Annotated in this window: 13 protein-coding genes; 4 read left to right on the top strand and 9 right to left on the bottom strand. The window is 71.1% G+C overall.

Features of this window, described 5'->3' with window-relative positions:
• Positions 1–40: 40 nt before the first annotated feature.
• The 5 genes from Q1A87_RS12070 to Q1A87_RS12050 all read right to left on the bottom strand — a co-directional run bounded on the left by Q1A87_RS12070 (position 41) and on the right by Q1A87_RS12050 (position 5,483).
• Complete coding sequence (locus Q1A87_RS12070) at positions 41–1,099, bottom strand: DNA polymerase III subunit delta' (RefSeq protein WP_299651646.1); 1,059 nt, start codon at positions 1,097–1,099, stop codon at positions 41–43.
• Positions 1,096–1,692 carry a dTMP kinase gene (gene tmk / locus Q1A87_RS12065; protein WP_299651644.1) on the bottom strand — a complete coding sequence of 199 codons (597 nt, stop codon included), beginning with the start codon at positions 1,690–1,692 and terminating at the stop codon, positions 1,096–1,098. Before tmk ends, Q1A87_RS12070 begins: the two co-directional genes overlap by 4 nt.
• Before the next feature lie 101 nt (positions 1,693–1,793).
• Complete coding sequence (locus Q1A87_RS12060; RefSeq protein ID WP_299651642.1) at positions 1,794–2,954, bottom strand: D-alanyl-D-alanine carboxypeptidase family protein; 1,161 nt, start codon at positions 2,952–2,954, stop codon at positions 1,794–1,796.
• Positions 2,955–3,377: 423 nt separating this feature from the next.
• Positions 3,378–4,643, bottom strand: a complete 1,266-nt coding sequence (gene clpX, locus Q1A87_RS12055) for an ATP-dependent Clp protease ATP-binding subunit ClpX (protein ID WP_299651640.1) — start codon at positions 4,641–4,643, stop codon at positions 3,378–3,380.
• A gap of 204 nt (positions 4,644–4,847) precedes the next feature.
• Positions 4,848–5,483, bottom strand: a complete 636-nt coding sequence (locus tag Q1A87_RS12050) for an ATP-dependent Clp protease proteolytic subunit (protein ID WP_299651638.1) — start codon at positions 5,481–5,483, stop codon at positions 4,848–4,850.
• Positions 5,484–5,654: 171 nt separating this feature from the next.
• On the opposite strand from Q1A87_RS12050, the gene Q1A87_RS24185 reads away from it, so the two are divergent.
• A complete protein-coding gene (locus tag Q1A87_RS24185; RefSeq protein WP_363322991.1) occupies positions 5,655–6,380 on the top strand; it encodes a metalloregulator ArsR/SmtB family transcription factor in 726 nt (241 codons plus the stop codon).
• A 97-nt stretch (positions 6,381–6,477) separates the two neighbouring features.
• Here Q1A87_RS24185 and Q1A87_RS12040 read toward each other — a convergent pair whose 3' ends face one another.
• Both Q1A87_RS12040 and Q1A87_RS12035 read right to left on the bottom strand, forming a co-directional pair.
• Complete coding sequence (locus Q1A87_RS12040) at positions 6,478–7,425, bottom strand: hypothetical protein (protein ID WP_299651824.1); 948 nt, start codon at positions 7,423–7,425, stop codon at positions 6,478–6,480.
• A 115-nt stretch (positions 7,426–7,540) separates the two neighbouring features.
• Positions 7,541–10,702 (bottom strand): valine--tRNA ligase, encoded by a 3,162-nt coding sequence (locus tag Q1A87_RS12035; RefSeq protein WP_299651636.1) that lies wholly within the window; start codon positions 10,700–10,702, stop codon positions 7,541–7,543.
• A 525-nt stretch (positions 10,703–11,227) separates the two neighbouring features.
• Between Q1A87_RS12035 and Q1A87_RS12030 the strand changes: the two genes are divergently transcribed.
• Positions 11,228–13,534, top strand: a complete 2,307-nt coding sequence (locus Q1A87_RS12030; RefSeq protein ID WP_299651634.1) for a xanthine dehydrogenase family protein molybdopterin-binding subunit — start codon at positions 11,228–11,230, stop codon at positions 13,532–13,534.
• On the top strand, positions 13,521–14,657 hold the full coding sequence (locus Q1A87_RS12025) for a DUF2235 domain-containing protein (protein ID WP_299651632.1): 1,137 nt from the start codon (positions 13,521–13,523) through the stop codon (positions 14,655–14,657). Before Q1A87_RS12030 ends, Q1A87_RS12025 begins: the two co-directional genes overlap by 14 nt.
• Here Q1A87_RS12025 and Q1A87_RS12020 read toward each other — a convergent pair.
• Both Q1A87_RS12020 and miaA read right to left on the bottom strand, forming a co-directional pair.
• Positions 14,593–15,468, bottom strand: a complete 876-nt coding sequence (locus Q1A87_RS12020; RefSeq protein ID WP_299651630.1) for a DUF1206 domain-containing protein — start codon at positions 15,466–15,468, stop codon at positions 14,593–14,595. The genes Q1A87_RS12025 and Q1A87_RS12020 overlap by 65 nt on opposite strands.
• A 63-nt stretch (positions 15,469–15,531) precedes the next feature.
• Positions 15,532–16,416, bottom strand: coding sequence for a tRNA (adenosine(37)-N6)-dimethylallyltransferase MiaA (gene miaA, locus Q1A87_RS12015; protein ID WP_299651628.1), 885 nt, complete (start codon positions 16,414–16,416; stop codon positions 15,532–15,534).
• Positions 16,417–16,520: 104 nt separating this feature from the next.
• Between miaA and pyrH the strand changes: the two genes are divergently transcribed.
• Positions 16,521–17,324 (top strand): UMP kinase, encoded by an 804-nt coding sequence (gene pyrH, locus Q1A87_RS12010; RefSeq protein WP_299651626.1) that lies wholly within the window; start codon positions 16,521–16,523, stop codon positions 17,322–17,324.
• Positions 17,325–17,479: the final 155 nt, after the last annotated feature.

Genomic DNA, 17,479 nt, shown 5'->3' with positions numbered 1-17,479 from the left:
CCGCGCGGGGTAGCGGGCGGGGCCCGGGCGCGCAAGCCGGTCAGGCGCGCCGCGCCTGCGCCTCGATCCGGGCCAGCGCGTCCCACACGATCGCCGCGGCATCGACGTTCACCGCCCGGGCATGGGCGGCGCGGTCCGACACGTCCTGCGAGACCTGTGCCCAACCGCGCGCAGCCGCGTCGTGGGGCGCGAGACGGCGAAGCACGCGCGCCTCCGCCTCGGGCGCGTCCGCCGGCGGACCCAGCAGCCCGGCCCGTGCCGCGCGGTGCAGCAGCCGGTCGATCGCCGCCAGCGTCGCGTCGAGCGTCTCACCGCCGGCCCGCCCGGCACAGGCATCGGCCATCGCGCGCGCCTGGCGCCGGTCCATCGCGCCGCCCGCGAAGAGGTCGAGCAGCCCCTCGTAGATCGCCGCACCCCCCTCGGCGAGCGCCAGCGCCGCCCCGACCGAACCTTCGGCCAGCGCCGAGGCCGCGGCGGCCGGCGCGCCCGCCTGCACCACCGCCGCTTCCAGATCGTCGGGCTCGAGCGGCCCCAGACGCAGCACCCGGCAGCGCGAACGGATCGTCGGCAGGAGCCGTGCCGGCTGGTGCGCGACGAGGAGGAGCGTCGCGCCCGCGGGCGGCTCCTCCAGCACCTTCAGGATCGCGTTGGCGGCGTTGCGGTTCAGATCGTCCGCCGCATCGACGATCACCACTCGCCGCCCCTGCGCCGACAGCGCGAAGAACCCGCCCAGCCGGCGCGCCTCCTCCACCGTGATCTCGGCGCGAAGCCGCTTCGCCTTCTCGTCCCAGGGCCGGCGGAGCAGCATGAGCCCGGGCTCCGACAGCGCGCGGATGCGGGAGAGGGCGGGGTGGCCCGGCGGCGGATCGAGGGTTTCGGCCCGCGCCGGAAGATCGCTGAGCAGGAACCGCGCAATGCGCCAGGCCAGCGTCGCCTTGCCCACGCCCCGCGGCCCGGTCAGGAGCCAGCCGTGGTGCAGCCGCCCGGTGTTCCAGGCGTCGAGGAAGGCCGCCTCCGCCGCTGCCTGCCCGTAGAGGCGCGGCGTCTCCCGTGGATGCGGCGCATCGAGAAGGCGGTCGGGCTCGGGGATGTCGCTCACAGCGCCGCCTCGATGCGCGCGGCCACCGTGTCGGGCTCCGCCGCGCCGTCGATCACCCGGATGCGATCCGGGAAATCCGCCGCAAGCGCAAGGAACCCGGCACGCAGCGTCGTCTGGAACGCCAGCCCGAACCCCTCGAACCGGTCCTCGCCCGAGCCGCGCGCGAGGCCCCGGTCGAGCGCCGCACGCGGGTCCATGTCGATCACGAAGGTCCGGTCCGGCTCCCGCCCGATGACCAGCGCGTGCAGCCGGTCCACGAGGTCGCGCAGATCGCCCCGCGTCGCGCCCTGGTAGACCCGCGTGGAATCGGCGAAGCGGTCGGAGACGACCACCGCGCCGCGGTCGAGCGCGGGCCGGATCGTGCGCTCCAGATGATCCCGCCGCGCCGCGTTGAACAGGAGAAGCTCGGTCTCCGGCGACCAGCGATCGGTGTCCCCCTCGACGAGCAGTCGCCGGATCGCCTCCGCCCCGATGCTGCCGCCCGGCTCCCGGGTCAGGACGACCTCGCGGCCCCGCGCGCGCAGCGTCTCGGCCAGGCGCCGCGCCTGCGTGGACTTGCCGGAGCCGTCGATGCCTTCGAGGGAGATGAACATGGGCGCAGCCCTAGCACCCGAAAGGTCGGAGGCAAACGCCCCGTCTTTGCTTCCCAAGTATCCCCGCCGGAGGCCCGTTCGGCCGCCGGGCGGGACGCCCCCTATTCGAAGCGTTCCAGCGCCGAGCCCAGCAGCTCGCCCGCCACGCGCGTGCCGGCGATCTGCACGCGCCGCAGCGGCCCCGCGCGCGGCACGTCGGCGCCCGCCACCAGCGGCACCTCGAGCGGCGCGATCCCCGGGTGGCTCAGCGTCAGCGTAGCCAGCCGCGTGCCTGCCGCGACCGGCGCCTCCACCGGGCCGTCATAGGCGATCTCGCCCGTCACCGTCTGCCGTCCCGTGACCGGCAGGAGCAGCGTCACCTCGCCCTCGGGGACGAGCGGCACCGTGTCGCGCTCGCCCATGAAGACTTCGGCCTCCATCACCGGGCCTTCGCCGTCCTGCAGCACCCGCTCCTCCGCGAATTGCCGGAACGCCCAGTTCGCGAGCCGCTCGCTCTCCTCGGCGCGCGCGGATTCGCTCGCCATGCCCGACAGCACGAAGGTCACGCGGCGGTCGCCCTGCACGGCGGAGCCGACGAGGCCGTAGCCCGCCTCCTGCGTATGGCCGGTCTTGAGCCCGTCGGCTCCGATCCCGAGGGTCAGGAGCGGGTTGCGGTTGAACCGGTTCGCGGGCGAGCGGCCGTCGAAGGCGAACTCGGTCTCGGCGAAATAGGTGTAGTATTCTGGGAACTCGGTGATGAGCCGTTCGGCCAGAATCGCGAGGTCGGCCATCGACATGACGTGGCCCGGGGCCGGCCAGCCGTTCGAGTTGCGGAACATCGAGTTCCGCATCCCGAGCTCGCGCGCACGTTCCGACATCATCTGCGAGAAGCCGGCCTCGGTCCCGTCGGGCGAGATCGCCTCGGCCAGCACGGCGGTGGCGTCGTTGCCCGAGAGCACGACCACGCCGCGGATCAGGTCCTCCACGCTCACCCGGTCGCGCGGGTCGAGGAACATCGTGGAGCCGCCGTAGCTCGCCGCGTGCTCGCTCACCGGCAGTTCCGTCTCGAGCGTGAGCCGGCCGTCCTCCAGCGCCTCGAACACCATGTTGAGCGTCATCAGCTTAGACATCGAGGCCGGGGGGAGTGGCACGTCGGCGTTCTTCGACAGGAGCACCTGACCGGTATTGTGATCGACCACGATGGCGGAGCCGGCCTGGGTCTGGAATTCCTGCGCCAGGGCCGGTGCGGCGAGGAGCAGGGCGGCGATCAGCGGACGGATCATGGGCGGAAGCCTCCGGATTCGGTCTCGGGTCGGATCGGGTATAGGCAAGAGGGCGGCCGGGAGCAAAGGTGCGCAAATGCACGATCCTGTGCGGCGTTCCGGATCACGGGGTTCAGCCGGGCGCTTCATGGGGCCCGCGGCGATACTTCCACTGGGACGGTGCGGTAGAAACGGTACGATTGCCCCGGCGCAGCGCCACGATTTCCATCCCGGTGTCGGCGTACCTTTCGTCCGGCACGGTCCAACAGGGCACGCGCTTGGTCTTGAAATCCACCCGCGCACGGCCCGACGACATGCGCGGCAACGGACCACCGGTTACACATGACGGGGGCGCGGGCCGGGGAGGCGCATCCGGATCATGACGCGATCCGGACGGACCGGTCCCCGCCGGCTCGCGGAAAGCCGGCGGGAGTGGCGCGGATCTCAGGCGCTCGCCGTGTCCTTCGTCTTCTCGTCGGAATGGATCAGCAGGGGCTTCACCTCGCGGCGCACCGCTTCCTCGTTGACGACGACTTCGTCCACCGTGTCGAGACCGGGCAGGTCGAACATCGTGTCGAGCAGGATGTCCTCCATGATCGAGCGCAGGCCGCGCGCGCCCGTCTTGCGCTCGATGGCGCGCTTGGCGATGCCGGTCAGCGCGTCCTCCGTGAAGGTGAGCTGCACGTCCTCGAGCTCGAACAGCCGCTGGTACTGCTTGACGAGCGCGTTCTTCGGCTGCGTCAGGATGGTGACCAGCGCCCCCTCGTCGAGATCCTCGAGCGTGGCGATGACGGGCAGGCGGCCGACGAATTCGGGGATCAGGCCGAACTTCAGCAGATCCTCGGGTTCCAGCTCCTTGAAGGCCTCGCCCACCGTCTTCTCCTCGGGCGCCTTCACCTCGGCGCCGAAGCCCATCGAGGAGCCCTTGCCGCGCTGCGAGATGATCTTGTCGAGCCCGGCGAAGGCACCGCCGCAGACGAACAGGATGTTGGTGGTGTCGACCTGCAGGAATTCCTGCTGCGGATGCTTGCGCCCGCCCTGCGGCGGCACGGAGGCGACCGTGCCCTCCATGATCTTCAGCAGCGCCTGCTGCACGCCCTCTCCGCTCACGTCGCGGGTGATCGAGGGGTTGTCGGACTTGCGGGTGATCTTGTCGACCTCGTCGATATAGACGATGCCGCGCTGCGCCCGCTCGACATTGTACTCGCTGGCCTGCAGAAGCTTGAGGATGATGTTCTCGACATCCTCGCCCACATAGCCCGCCTCGGTCAGCGTGGTCGCGTCGGCCATGGTGAAGGGCACATCGATGATCCGCGCCAGCGTCTGCGCCAGCAGCGTCTTGCCGCAGCCGGTGGGGCCGATCAGCAGGATGTTCGACTTGGCAAGCTCGATGTCGGACTTCCCGGCATGGTCGAGCCGCTTGTAGTGGTTATGCACGGCGACCGAGAGGACGCGCTTGGCGTGCTCCTGCCCGATGACGTAATCGTCGAGCACGTTGCAGATCTCGCGCGGCGTGGGCGTGCCGTCGCTCGACTTGAGCCCCTGCGCCTTGGTCTCCTCGCGGATGATGTCCATGCAGAGCTCGACGCATTCGTCGCAGATGAACACCGTCGGACCGGCGATCAGCTTGCGGACCTCGTGCTGGGACTTCCCGCAGAAGCTGCAATACAGCGTGTTCTTGCTGTCACCGGAATTGGAATTATTGGCCATCTTCGCCTCCTTGGTCCGGTCCGCGCGCCCGGACCCGTCGACCGCGAGGCCGTCCGCCCCGCCGCTGATTACCGATTTGCCCAGAAGCCTAGGCGGATCGTTCTGGGGTCACAATGCCAAAATCGGCACCGGCGCAACACCCGCTGTCGCACCCGCGCCGTCCTCAAGGGGACTGCGCAGGGGCAGTGAACCCGGGCGCCCGGATCAGGACTTGTCCTCGGACTTGGCGTCGTTGCGGTTCTCGACGATCTGGTCGAGGTGACCCCAGTCCTTGGCTTCCTGCGGCGTCATCCACTTGTCGCGGTCGAGCGCTTGGCGCACGGTGTCGTAGTCCTGACCCGTGTGCTGCATGTAGAGCTTGTACATCCGCTCCCGCGTGGCCTCGATCGAGCGGGCGGAGATCAGGATGTCCTCCGCCGTGCCCTGGAAGCCGCCCGAGGGCTGGTGCACGAGGAACGACGAGTTCGGAAGCGAGAAGCGCAGGCCCTTTTCGCCGCCGACCGCGATCACCGAGCCCATCGACGCGGCGAGCCCGCAGACCAGCGTGGAAACCGCGGGGCGGATATACTGCATCGTGTCGTAGATCGACATCCCCGAGACGACGCTGCCGCCCGGCGAGTTGATATACATCGAGATTTCCTTGGTCGGGTTCTCCGCCTCGAGATGGAGGAGCTGCGCGACGACGAGCTGGCTCATCCCGTCATGGACGGGGCCGTTCACGAAGACGATCCGCTCCTTCAGCAGGCGGCTGAAGATGTCGTAGGCACGCTCGCCCCGGCTGGTCTGCTCGACCACCATCGGGACCAGATTGTTCTGAAAGTGTTCGACTGGATCTCGCATCGGGTTTTCCTTGCCTGCCACGCCCGGACCGCGCCTGTCGCGGCGAACGTCGACGCGACACCTAAGCGGCGCGGGCGGGGCCTTCAAGGTGGCGCGGCGGTGATGGTGAACGCGGCGTACGGTGCGGCATGCAGGCGTCCGTACCGAGCCGCCGGTCGCCTTGATATCCCCATGTTCCGCGCTCAGTCCTCCGATGTGGACCATCACGCAATCCTCACGGCCCTGGCCGATCCGACGCGTCGCGCGGTGCTCGACCGGCTGCGCGACGGCGCCCTCCCGGTCGGGCGGATCGCCGAGACGCTGCCGGTGTCCCGGCCGGCCGTGTCGCAGCATCTCAAGGTCCTGCTCGGCGCCGGCCTCGTTTCCGTCGAGGCGGCGGGCACGCGCAATCTCTACGCGCTTCGTGCCGGCGGCGCCGGTCCTCTCGTGGAGTGGCTCGGGCGGCTTTCGGAGACGCGGATCGCGGCGGCGCCCGGGCCGGGACTGCGCCGGACCCTGAGCACGCGACTCACGCCGGGCGAGGCGCGGCATCTCTTCTGCGAGGACATCGCGCGCTGGTGGCCGGTCGCGCGGGTCTCGCTCTCGGCGCAGGACGGGGCGCTGCCGCAGGCCGTGGTGATGGAGAGAGACGCAGGCGGCGCCCTGCGCGAGGTGCTCTACGACGGCACGGCGGCGAGCTGGGCCACCATCGTCGAGCAGGACGAGCAGCGGCTCGCGCTCGACTGGACGCTCGGCCGGGCGGAGGCGTCGCGCGTGACGGTCGCGTTCACCGAGGCGCAGGGCGGCAGCCAGCTCGAGATCGTCGATGCGGCCGACACCGAAGACGCGCGCGCGATGTGGGACCTCGTCGTCGAGCGCTTCGCCGCCGCGGCCGCGTCGAGCCTGTCGAACTTCTGAGGTAACCGAGACCGCCCCGCCCGGCGGCACGGCGGGTCACCCCGGCCAAAGCGCGTGCCACCGTCACCGCATCCCGCGCGAAGACGGAACGGCGACGTCACCGCATCCACAGCCCTTCGCGGCGCAGCCGGTTGCGGATCGCCTGCTCCTTCCGCGGAAGGTCCGCCCGGTCGAACAGCGCCCGCGCCCGCGCGCCCTTGCCCTGATAGAGGAAGCGCCGGAACGGCTCGTGGTCCTTCAGGACCTTCTTGATCCGGTTCGGCCGCGACGCTGCCTCGACGGCTTCGATCGCGTGGTCGGGCGCGGTGGCGTAGAGAAGCGGCATGGCGCGCCAGTGGACGGAGTGGCTGCCGTCGAAGACGCCCTCGGCGATGCCGCCGCGACCGCCGGGCCGTCCACCGCCGCGCTCGTGGATCGCGAGCGGAAGGGCGGCCTGGTCGAGCCACGGGTCGAGGAGCTGGCTGGCCAACGCGTCGGGCGGGTCGTCCCGGATCATCAGCGCGGCCGCCTCGAAAGCGCGATGGAAGGCGGCCGGATCGGCCCCTAAGAACCAGCCCGCGTTGAAGTACAGGTAGCGGCGCCAGTGGTTGTCGGGCCAGCGCGTGTCGAGCGTATCCGCCAGCCGGCCGCCGCGCCGCGCGTGAAGCGCGCCCCATATCCCATTGTAATCCGGTCCATAGAGCTGCGGATCGGGCCAGGTGTTCTCGCGCTTCATGCTGGCCGCCGGGCGCGTGAAGTCGATGTCGAGATCCGCGAGTTCGCCGGTGATCGCGGTGTCCGTGTCGAAGAAGACGAACGGGCCTTCGGGTAGCGCGGCCAGCCCCTCGATCTTGTTGCCCTGCGGGTAGGCGTGGCCGAAATGCCGGCTCTCGAACGGCACGATCTCCGCGCCGAGATGACGGAGGAGGTCGCGCTGCGGTCCCTCGGGAATGCGCGGATCGGCGGGCCAGAGGGGGCCGGGCTGCGGCTCGGCCACGATCAGACGGCCGGACCACCGGGGCGCGTTGTGCCGAAGCGTCGCGGCGAAGAGCACGGCCTCGTGCATGAGCCGCCCGGCCTGGCCTATGATGAGGATGTTCCAGCTCACGGGCGGAATACGTCCATCGGCTGGATTAATTCTTCGTCAACCGGCGTAACCTTCCATAAAGGTTGACGGACCCTTACCCCAGTTCCGCCAGCGCATCGAGCGCGGCCTGCACCGCGCCGCGATCTTCCTGCCGGGCGGCGAGATTGGCGCGCGTTTCCTCCACCACCTCGGGCGGGGCGGAGGCGGCGAAGTTCGGGTTGTTCACGCGACCTTCCATCCCCTTGATTTCCTTGTCAAGCTTGCCGCGCGACTTCTCCAGCCGGGCGCGTTCGGCGGCGACGTCGATCACGCCTTCGAGCGGCAGGGCGAAGCGGCCGCCTTTCGCGGCGACGGCGATGGCGCCTTTCGGGGCATCGCCTTCGGTGAGGCTTTCGATCCGGGCCAGCGCGGCGATCATCGGGGCGTTGGCCGCGTAGGCGCGGCGGGCGGTGTCGTCCCATTCGACGGCGATCACGGGCACCTGCGCGCCGGCGGGGACGTTCATCTGGGCGCGGGCGGAGCGGATGGCCTCGACGAAGGCGATGACCCAGCGGATTTCGGATTCCGCTTCCGGATCAACGAGGTCCGAGGTGACGTTCTCGGGCCAGTCGCCGTGGACGAGCATCCCCTCGTGGCCGGTGACGCGCCAGAGTTCCTCGGTGACGAAGGGCATGAACGGGTGCAGGAGCGTCATGCACTGGTTCAGGACCCAGCCCATCGTCGCCTGGGTTTCCGCTTTGGCGTCAACGTCTTCGCCTTGCAGCACGGGCTTCGAGAACTCCACGTACCAGTCGCAGACGACGTTCCAGACGAAGCGGTAGAGGGCGCCGGCGGCGTCGTCGAAGCGGTAGGCGTCGAGGGCGGCATCGACCTCCTCGCGGGCCCGCGCCGTCTCGCCGACGATCCACCGATTGACCGCGGAGCCCCGTGTTACGCCCGTGTTATGGCTGTGGGACATCTGTGGCACAGTTGTGGTCCGGGCGAAGTCGACCTCGTTCATCTCGGCGAAGCGGACGGCGTTCCAGAGCTTGGTGCCGAAGTTCCGGTAGCCGGCGATGCGCTGGGTCGAGAGCCTGAGGTCGCGGCCCATCGCGGCCATCGAGGCCAGCGTGAAGCGCACCGCGTCGGCGCCGTATTCGTCGATCAGGTCGAGCGGGTCGAGCACGTTGCCCAAGCTCTTGGACATCTTCTTGCCCTTCTCGTCGCGGACGAGGGCGTGGACATAGACGTCGCGGAAGGGGACGCGTTCGGCGACGGGCTTCGTCTCGTCGGTGACGGCGAGCTGCATCATCATCATCCGGGCGACCCAGAAGAACAGGATGTCGAAGCCGGTGACGAGGACGGAGGTCGGGTAGTAGCGGTCGAGCTCGGGCGTGGCCTCGGGCCAGCCCAGCGTGCCGAGCGGCCAGAGGCCGGAGGAGAACCAGGTGTCGAGGACGTCGGGGTCGCGGAAGGCGGGGATCGCCTGCGGCCCCTGCGCCTGACGGATGCGGCCCTCGGTCCGCGTGCCGAGGCCTTCGAGGTCGTCTTGGAGGATCGCGAGCGCTTCCTCTTCGCCTTCGACGAAGCGAACCTCGGCGTCCGGCCCGTGCATCGTGGCGATCCGGTCCCGCGCCTCCGCCTCGGTGGTCGCGCAGACGGGGAGCCAGTCGGAGCTGCCCCGCGGGTCGATCGTGTACCAGACCGGCACCTGATGCCCCCACCAGAGCTGGCGGGAGATGCACCACGGCTCGATGTTCTCGAGCCAGTTGAAATAGACCTTCTCGTCGCCCTTGGGCAGGATGCGGACCGTGCCGTCGCGGACGGCGTCGATGGCCGGCCCGACGATCTTCGCGGTGTCGACGAACCATTGATCGGTCAGCATCGGCTCGATCACGGTCTTGGAGCGGTCGCCGTGGGGCTGCATGATCGCCTTCGGTTCGACCAGCGGGACGAGGGCGAGCTCGGGGGCGGTGGCGCCCTCCTCGAAACTGTCGCCCGGCGCGCCGTCCTGACCGCCGGCGGGGGCGGCGGAGGCGGCGGATTTCCGGCCGAGGCGGGGATCGCTCTCGGGGACCATGACGGCGAGGCCCTCGACGGTGATCTCCTCGACGACGCGCCGGCGCGCCTCCAGCCGGTCGAGCCCGCGCAGGTGGTCGGGGACGAGGTTGATCGCGTCGACCTCCGCCTCCGACATCTCCGCGCCCTCGCGCAGATGCCGCGCCAGTTCGGCGGCCTCCGCGTAGGGGACGCCGTCGTCGCGCATCCGCGCCTTCGTGTCCATCAGGCGGTAGAGCGGGATGTTCGCGCGCTTGGCCACGGCGTAGTCGTTGAAGTCGTGCGCGCCGGTGATCTTGACCGCGCCGGAGCCGAAGGCGGGGTCCGGGTATTCGTCGGCGATGATCGAGATCAGGCGGCGATGTTCCTTCGGGCCGACGGGGATTTCGCAGAGTTGTCCGACGATTGCGGCGTAACGTTCATCCGAGGGATGGACCGCGACGGCGCCGTCGCCCAGCATCGTCTCGGGCCGGGTGGTGGCGATGGAGATGTAGTCCCGCGTCTCGGTGAAGAGGACGTTCCCGTCCTCGTCGCGCTCGGCGTATTCGTAGGTCGCGCCGTCGGCGAGCGGATAGCGGAAGTGCCACATGTGGCCGGGCGTCTCGACCGATTCCACCTCGAGGTCGGAGATCGCGGTCTCGAAATGCGGGTCCCAGTTCACCAGCCGCTTGCCGCGATAGATCAGCCCGCGTTCGTAGAGGTCGACGAAGACGCGGATGACGGCGTCGTGGAAGTCCTGGGTGGAGGGCTCGGGGTCGCCGGGGGCGCCGCCCATCGTGAAGGCCTCCCGCTCCCAGTCGCAGGAGGCGCCGAGGCGCTGCAGCTGGCCGATGATGTTGCCGCGGGAGTTCGACTTCTGCTGCCAGACGCGTTCGAGGAACCGCGCGCGGCCCAGCTCCTGCCGCGAGGGTTCGCCGGCGGCGGCGAGGGCGCGTTCGGTGACCATCTGCGTGGCGATCCCCGCGTGGTCGGTCCCGGGCTGCCAGAGGGTGTCGTGGCCGCGCATCCGGTGCCAGCGGGTGAGGATGTCCTGCAGCGTGTTGTTGAAGGCGTGGCCCATGTGGAGCGCGCCGGTCACGTTGGGGGGCGGGATGAGGACGGAGAAGGCGGGGGCGCCGGGCTTCGCGTTGGCGCCGGCGCGGAAATGGCCGCCGTCGATCCAGTCGCGGCTGATCCGGGCCTCGGCCGTGGCGGCGTCGAAGGTCTTGTCCATGCTCATCGTGTCGGTCTCCCGTGCTTGGGGTGGGGGAGTAGCGCGGGCGCGGGGAGAGGGAAAGGGTGAGGCGAGGTCCGGCGCAGCCGGATCGGGGGGTGAGGCGGGGTCCGGCCCCCCCGGGCCGGATCGGGGGCGCCGGTGGCGCGCCCGAACCGCCGAACGCCCGATCCGCGAGGATCGGGCCGGGGGACCGGCCGGACGTCCCGCTCGCAGCCATCGCTCCACGGCCCTTGTCGCCCCCAGCGCGAGGCACGCGCCCGGCCGAGGGGGCTGCGGACGCACCCGCCGTGGGGGGCGAGGAACGCCCGGGCATCGCTCCGGTGGAGCGATGTCGGTGACGAGCGCGCGGAGCGCCGGAAGGCGGGCGCGTGCCGGGATGCGGGGCATCCCGATGGAGCGTGGTGCGTGTTCCGATAGCGGCCAGGTGGCCCGCCCCGACCGATGGACGCAGGGCCGGGGGCGTCTCTGGACACCCACGCGAAGGGGCGTAAGGTCCGCCGCGAACCAGACGCCCCCCGGAGAGCCTCGATGAACCAGATGCCCGTGAAGTTCGGCCTGAACGAATCCGCCCGTCGTGCGGAGGACCCGCGGCTGCTGACCGGGCGGGGGCAATACGTGGACGACAACGTGCCCGCGGGGGCGTTGCGCGCCTACGTGCTGCGCTCGCCGGTGGCGCATGCGGAGATCGCGTCGCTCGACATGTCCGGGGCCGAGGGGATGCCGGGCGTCCACGCCGTGCTGACGGCGGAGACGATCGAGGCGGCGGGGGTGGAGAACAACCTGCCGACGACCCCGGTGGAGAACCGCGACGGCTCGACGGGCGCGGACCCGCGGCGGCCGCTGCTGGCGAAGGGGCGCGTGCGGTTCGTGGGCGAGGCGGTGGCGATGGTGATCGCCGACACGCTCGATCAGGCGCGCGACGCGGCCGAGGCGATCGAGGTCGAGTTCGCGGACCGCCCCGCCAAGGTCGACGTCGGCCCCGGCGGCGAGACGATCCACGACGAGGCGCCCGACAACGTGGCCTATACCTACGCCAAGGGGGACGAGGACGCCTGCGAGGCGGCGCTGGCGGGGGCCGCGCGGGTGGTCGAGGTCACGGTGGACGACAACCGCATCATCTGCGCCTCGCTCGAGCCGCGGGGCGCCTGGGCGGAGATGGAGGGCGAGCGGCTGCATGTCTGCGTCAACTCGCAGGGGGTGTGGGGGCCGAAGGCGCGGCTTGCCGCCTGTCTCGGGATGGCGGCGGACGCGGTGCGGGTGACGACGACGGATGTCGGCGGCGGGTTCGGGATGAAGGGGATGATGTATCCCGAGACGGTGCTGGTGGGCCACGCGGCGCGGGCGCTGGGCCGGCCGGTGCGGTGGATGTCGGACCGCTCGGAAGCGATGCTGTCGGACAATGCGGGGCGGGACCTGGTCTGCACGGCGAAGCTGGGCTTCGACGCGGGCAACCGGCTGGTGGCCTACCGGATGGACAACGTCGCCAATCTGGGCGCGTACAATTCGGGCTACGCGCAGAACATCCAGTCGGAGTTGTTCTCCAAGGTGATGCCGGGCACCTACGACGTGCAGGCCTGCTTCATGACCTCGACGGGCGTCTTCACCAACACCACGCAGGTCGACGCCTATCGCGGCGCGGGGCGACCGGAGGCGATCTACGTGCTGGAGCGGGCGATGGACACGGCCGCGCGGGAGCTGGGCGTCGATCCGTTCGAGCTGCGCCGGACCTGCTTCATCACGCCCGAGCAGTTTCCCTACGTCTCCGCCACGGGCGAGACCTACGACGTGGGCGACTTCGCCCGCGTGCTGCGCCGCGCGGAGCGCGAGGGCGACGTGGCGGGCTTCGCCGCGCGGCGGGCGGAGAGCGAGGCGCGGGGCCGGCTGCGCGGGCTGGGGCTGTGCTACTACATCGAGTCGATCCTGGGCGATCCGTCGGAGACGGCGGAGATCGAGTTCACCGGGGACGGCCGGGTGAACCTCTATGTCGGCACGCAGTCGAACGGGCAGGGGCACGAGACGGTCTACAAGCAGTTCCTCGCCAACGATCTGGGCATCGACCCCGCGCTGATCGACGTGGTGCAGGGCGACAGCGACCGGATCGCCAAGGGCGGCGGCACCGGCGGCTCCCGCTCGGTGACGACGCAGGGCACGGCGAACCGCGGCACGGCGGAGAAGGTGATCGAGCGCTTCACGCCGTTCGTCGCCGGGCTGCTGGAGGTCGAGGAGGTGGCCTTCGAGGAGGGCGTGTTCCGCGCGCCGGGCTCGAACCGGGTGATGGACATGATGGAGGCCGCGGCCGCGGCGCGGGCGGCGGGCGAGGCGGAGCTTCTGCGCACGCGGGAGACGACCGAGCTGCCCGGGCGGTCCTACCCGAACGGCTGCCATCTCTGCGAGGTGGAGATCGACCGGGAGACGGGGCAGCTCGACGTGGTGCGCTACACCGTGGCCGACGATTTCGGAAACCTGATGAACCCGATGCTGGCCGAGGGGCAGGTCCATGGCGGCGTCGCGCAGGGGATCGGGCAGGCGGTGACCGAGCACGTCGTCTACGACGCGGACGGACAGCTCCTGACGGCGAGCTTCATGGATTACGGAATGCCGCGCGCCGTCGCCGTGCCGATGATCGACTTCCATTCCGAGCCCGTCCCCTCGACGGCGAACGTGCTGGGCATGAAGGGCTGCGGCGAGGCGGGGACGGTGGGCGCGATGGCCGCCGTCGGCAACGCCGCGCTGGACGCGCTGTGGGGCGTGGGCGTCCGCCGCGCCGACATGCCGTTCACGCCGGCCCGCGTCTGGGCGATGCTGCGGGACGTCGAGGCCATTGCCGCCGAGTAGCTCGGCCCTCGGACGCTGGCTCCGCGGCCTGTGGCGGCGGGGCGACGGCACGCGGACGCAGGACCCGCCGGCGGCGCGGACGCATGTCGTGCTGCTCGACGGGACGCTGTCCTCGCTCGAGCCGGGCTTCGAGACCTCGATCGGCCTGATCTACCGGCTGCTGGAGCGGGAGACGGGCCATTCGGTCTATTACGAGCCGGGGATCGAGTGGCGCGGCTGGCGGCACGTGGCCGAGGTGATGGCGGGGGTCGGCATTAACCTGCAGATCCGGCGCGCCTACACCTTCCTCGCCCGCCGCTACGAGCCGGGCGACCGGGTCTACCTGCTGGGCTATTCGCGGGGCGCCTACGCGGTGCGGGCGCTGGCGGGGATGATCGACCGCGTGGGCCTGCTGCGGGCCGAGCATTCCTCCGACACGCGGGTGGAGGAGGCCTACGACCATTACCGCGAGGACCCGACGACGCCCGCGGCGCGCAGCTTCGCGGCGCGGTACTGCCACGCGCGGGCCGGGATCGCGGCGGTCGGCGCGTTCGACACCGTGCAGGCGGTCGGCATCCGCTGGCCGGTGCTCTGGCGGCTGTTCCCGGAGGTCCATGCCTTCCGGTCGCACCGGCTGGGCCGCGCGGTGGAACGCGGCTTCCACGCGATGGCGCTGGACGAGACGCGCAACGCCTACGCGCTGGAGCGCTGGCGGACGCACGGGGACCGGACGGCGAGCGTCGAGCAGGTCTGGTTCCGCGGCACGCACGGCGATGTGGGCGGGCATCTGGGCGGACGGGCGGGGTCGCGGCCGCTGGCGAACGTCTCGCTGCGCTGGATGCTCGGGCGGATGGCGGCCACGGGGCTCGACCTGCCGGCGGATTGGCGCGACCGGTTCCCGGCCGATCCCGACGCGCCGTCCGTGGGCAACTGGCGGGGCTTCGGCTGGGTCTTCCTGTCGCGCGCGCGGCGGATGACGGGGCGGGACGCGAGCGAGACGGTCCACCCCTCGGCGAAGGGCCACCCGAATGCGGGCGGCCTGCCGGTCTGGACGCCCGATCCGGGGGCGGCGCCGGTCGTCAGGCCATCGACTTCAGCTTCGCGCCCAGCGACTCGATCGAATCGCCCGCAACCTTCGGAATGATCCGATAGGCCGCGTTCACGAAGCAGAAGAACGCGAAGCCCAGCAGGCCGAGGCAGAGAAGCGTCACCAGCGTCTGGCCGAAGGGTTGCGAGGAGAGCCATTCGAACGCCTTGTCGATACCGCCCGCCTCCGAGCTGGAATGGCGCCAGCCGGCGACGACGAAGAAGCCGCCGATGATGGTGATGACCACGCCTTGGGCGATCACCCCGGCGCGCAGGGCCCAGTCGTAGTTCTGCGTGAAATGGTTGGCGCGAAGCTCCTCGCGGTACTCGGCCTTCCAGCCCTTCTTGATGTAGTAGAGCCCGGCTCCGATCGTCGCGAGACCGGCCAGCATCACGATCCACCGCCCGCCCGGCAGTTCGAGGACCTGGGAGACGATGCCGGCGATGCCGCCGCCCCCGCCCGAGCCGCCCTCCGAGCCGCCCTCGGCCCCGCCGCCGGAGCCGCCGCCGCCACCGCCGCCGAGCGCGAGGGAGATCGCCACGCCGGCCAGCGCGCCGTGGGCGAGGCCGGTGACGATCATGCCGGTTCGCGCGACGTAGCCCTTCGCGTCGTCGCCGTAATCCTCCAGATCCTCGAGCGCGTCGATGCCGCGCCAGAGCGTGTAGGCGAAGAGGCCGATCGCGATGAGCCACAGGATGGCGATGCCCCAGCCGCTGTCGGAGAGCGTCTCCATCGCCGTGGAGGTGCCCTGCGCCTCGCCCCCGCGCCAGATCGCCCAGAGCGACAGGCCGGCGACGGCGAGATAGGTCAGGCCGCGCCCGGCATAGCCGGCGCGCATGACGGGTTTCGTCCAGCTGAGATCTGCCATGGGTGGACTCCGGTCTTGGGTTGCGGTGCCGGGATCAACGTCGCGGAGGCCGCTGCGGGTCCGTCAGAGCGCCGTGGCGTCGATCCGGCGCCAGTCCCGCATCCGGGCGCGGAACCATGTCCGCTGCCGCTTGGCGTAGCGCCGGGTGGCGACGATGGCGCGGTCGCGGGCGGTCGTGAGGTCGATCTCGCCGCGCAGATGGGCCACCAGCTCCGCGGCGCCGATCGCCCGTGCTGCGTTCAGCGCCGGGTCCCATCGCGGCAGCACCGCCCGCGCCTCCGCGAGCGCGCCGCCGGCCAGCATCGCGTCGAAGCGGCGCTCGATCCGGGGCGTGAGCCAGTCCTTCGGCGCGTCGATCACGAGGGACGTCGCCGCCGCGCGCGGCAGGAGCGGCGGCGGCGTGTCGGCCTGCCAGTCGCGGATCGACCGGCCGGTGGCGCGGGCCACCTCCCAGGCGCGCAGCACGCGCATCGGGTTCGCGAGATCGAGATCGGCGCGCACGTCCGGCGCGAGTTCGCGGCCCATCGCGTCGAGCCCGATCGCCGCCAGCCGGGCCTCCGCCTCGGCGCGGATGTCCGGGGGCGTCGGCGGGATCTCGGCTAGCCCTTCGGTGAGCGCGCGGAAGTAGAGCCCGGTCCCGCCGACGACGATGGGGCGGGGGCCGCCGGACAGGAGCGGGGCCACGTCGCGGAGCCAGTCGCCGACCGAATAGGCGCGGCCCCAGGGGACGTGGCCGTAGAGCGCGTGCGGCGCCTTCGCCTCCTCCTCCGGCGCCGGCCGGGCCGTGAGGACGCGCCAGTCGGCGAAGACCTGCAGCGCGTCGGCATTGACGATCCGCCCGCCGCCCGCCCGCGCGACGGCAAGCGCCAGCGCGGACTTGCCCGACGCGGTCGGTCCGGCGATGAGGACGGGGCGGTCGACGGGAATGGATGCGAGCAGTTCCAGCATCTTGCGCGGCGATCTTCCATCGAAGTGGGGACGGGCTGGGCCCGGTTGCCCCGCGAGGCGTAATCCGGCATATCTCCGCCCGCAACAAGCCGAGGGGACAAGCGATGCCGGACCGACCGACGGACGAGGCCCCCGCGACGATCGCCGACGACCTGCGGCACGAGGCGACCGCGACGATCGCCGATCACCCGCCGCTTCGTCCGGTCCACGACCGCGTGCTGCTGAAGATCTCCGGCGAGGCGCTGATGGGGCCGCAGGGATACGGCCTGCATCCCCCGACCGTCGAGCGCATCGCCCGCGAGGTGAAGTCGGTGCGGGAGATGGGCGTCGAGATCGCGATGGTGATCGGCGGCGGCAACATCTTCCGCGGGCTGCAGGGCTCCGCGCAGGGGATGGAGCGGACGACGGCGGATTACATGGGCATGCTCGCCACGGTGATGAACGCGCTCGCCATGCAGGGCGCGCTCGAGACGCTGGGGCTGCATACCCGCGTGATCTCGGCCATTCCGATGGATCAGGTCTGCGAGCCCTATATCCGCCGCCGCGCGGTGCGCCATCTCGAAAAGGGGCGCGTGGTGATCTTCGCGGCCGGGACCGGGAACCCGTATTTCACGACCGACACCGCGGCGACGCTGCGCGCGTCGGAGATGTCCTGCCAGGCGATCTTCAAGGGAACCAAGGTCGACGGTGTCTACGATTGCGATCCGGAGAAGCATCCGGACGCGAAACGCTATGCCAAGGTCAGCTACGACGAGGTGCTGACCAAGCACCTGCGGGTGATGGACGCGTCGGCCATCGCGCTGGCGCGGGAGAACGGTCTGCCGATCATCGTCTTCTCGCTGGACGCCCCGGGCGGGTTCAGATCGATCCTCGCCGGCGAGGGAACCTACACCCGCGTCGAGGGGTGAGGCGCGCCCGGAGGGGCGTCCGGTGGACGGCCCTCAGCGCCGAACGGGTCGAACGCGAGTTCGGCCCCGGCCCGCAGGGAGGCGCGCCCGGAGGGGCGTCCGGTGGACGGCCCTCAGCGCCGAACGGGTCGAACGCGAGTTCGGCCCCGGCCCGC

This window comes from uncultured Jannaschia sp., assembly GCF_947494055.1.
Classification (GTDB): Bacteria; Pseudomonadota; Alphaproteobacteria; order Rhodobacterales; family Rhodobacteraceae; genus Jannaschia.
Note: the sequence above shows the minus strand (reverse complement) of the source record. Positions and strands in the feature narration are given on the sequence as shown.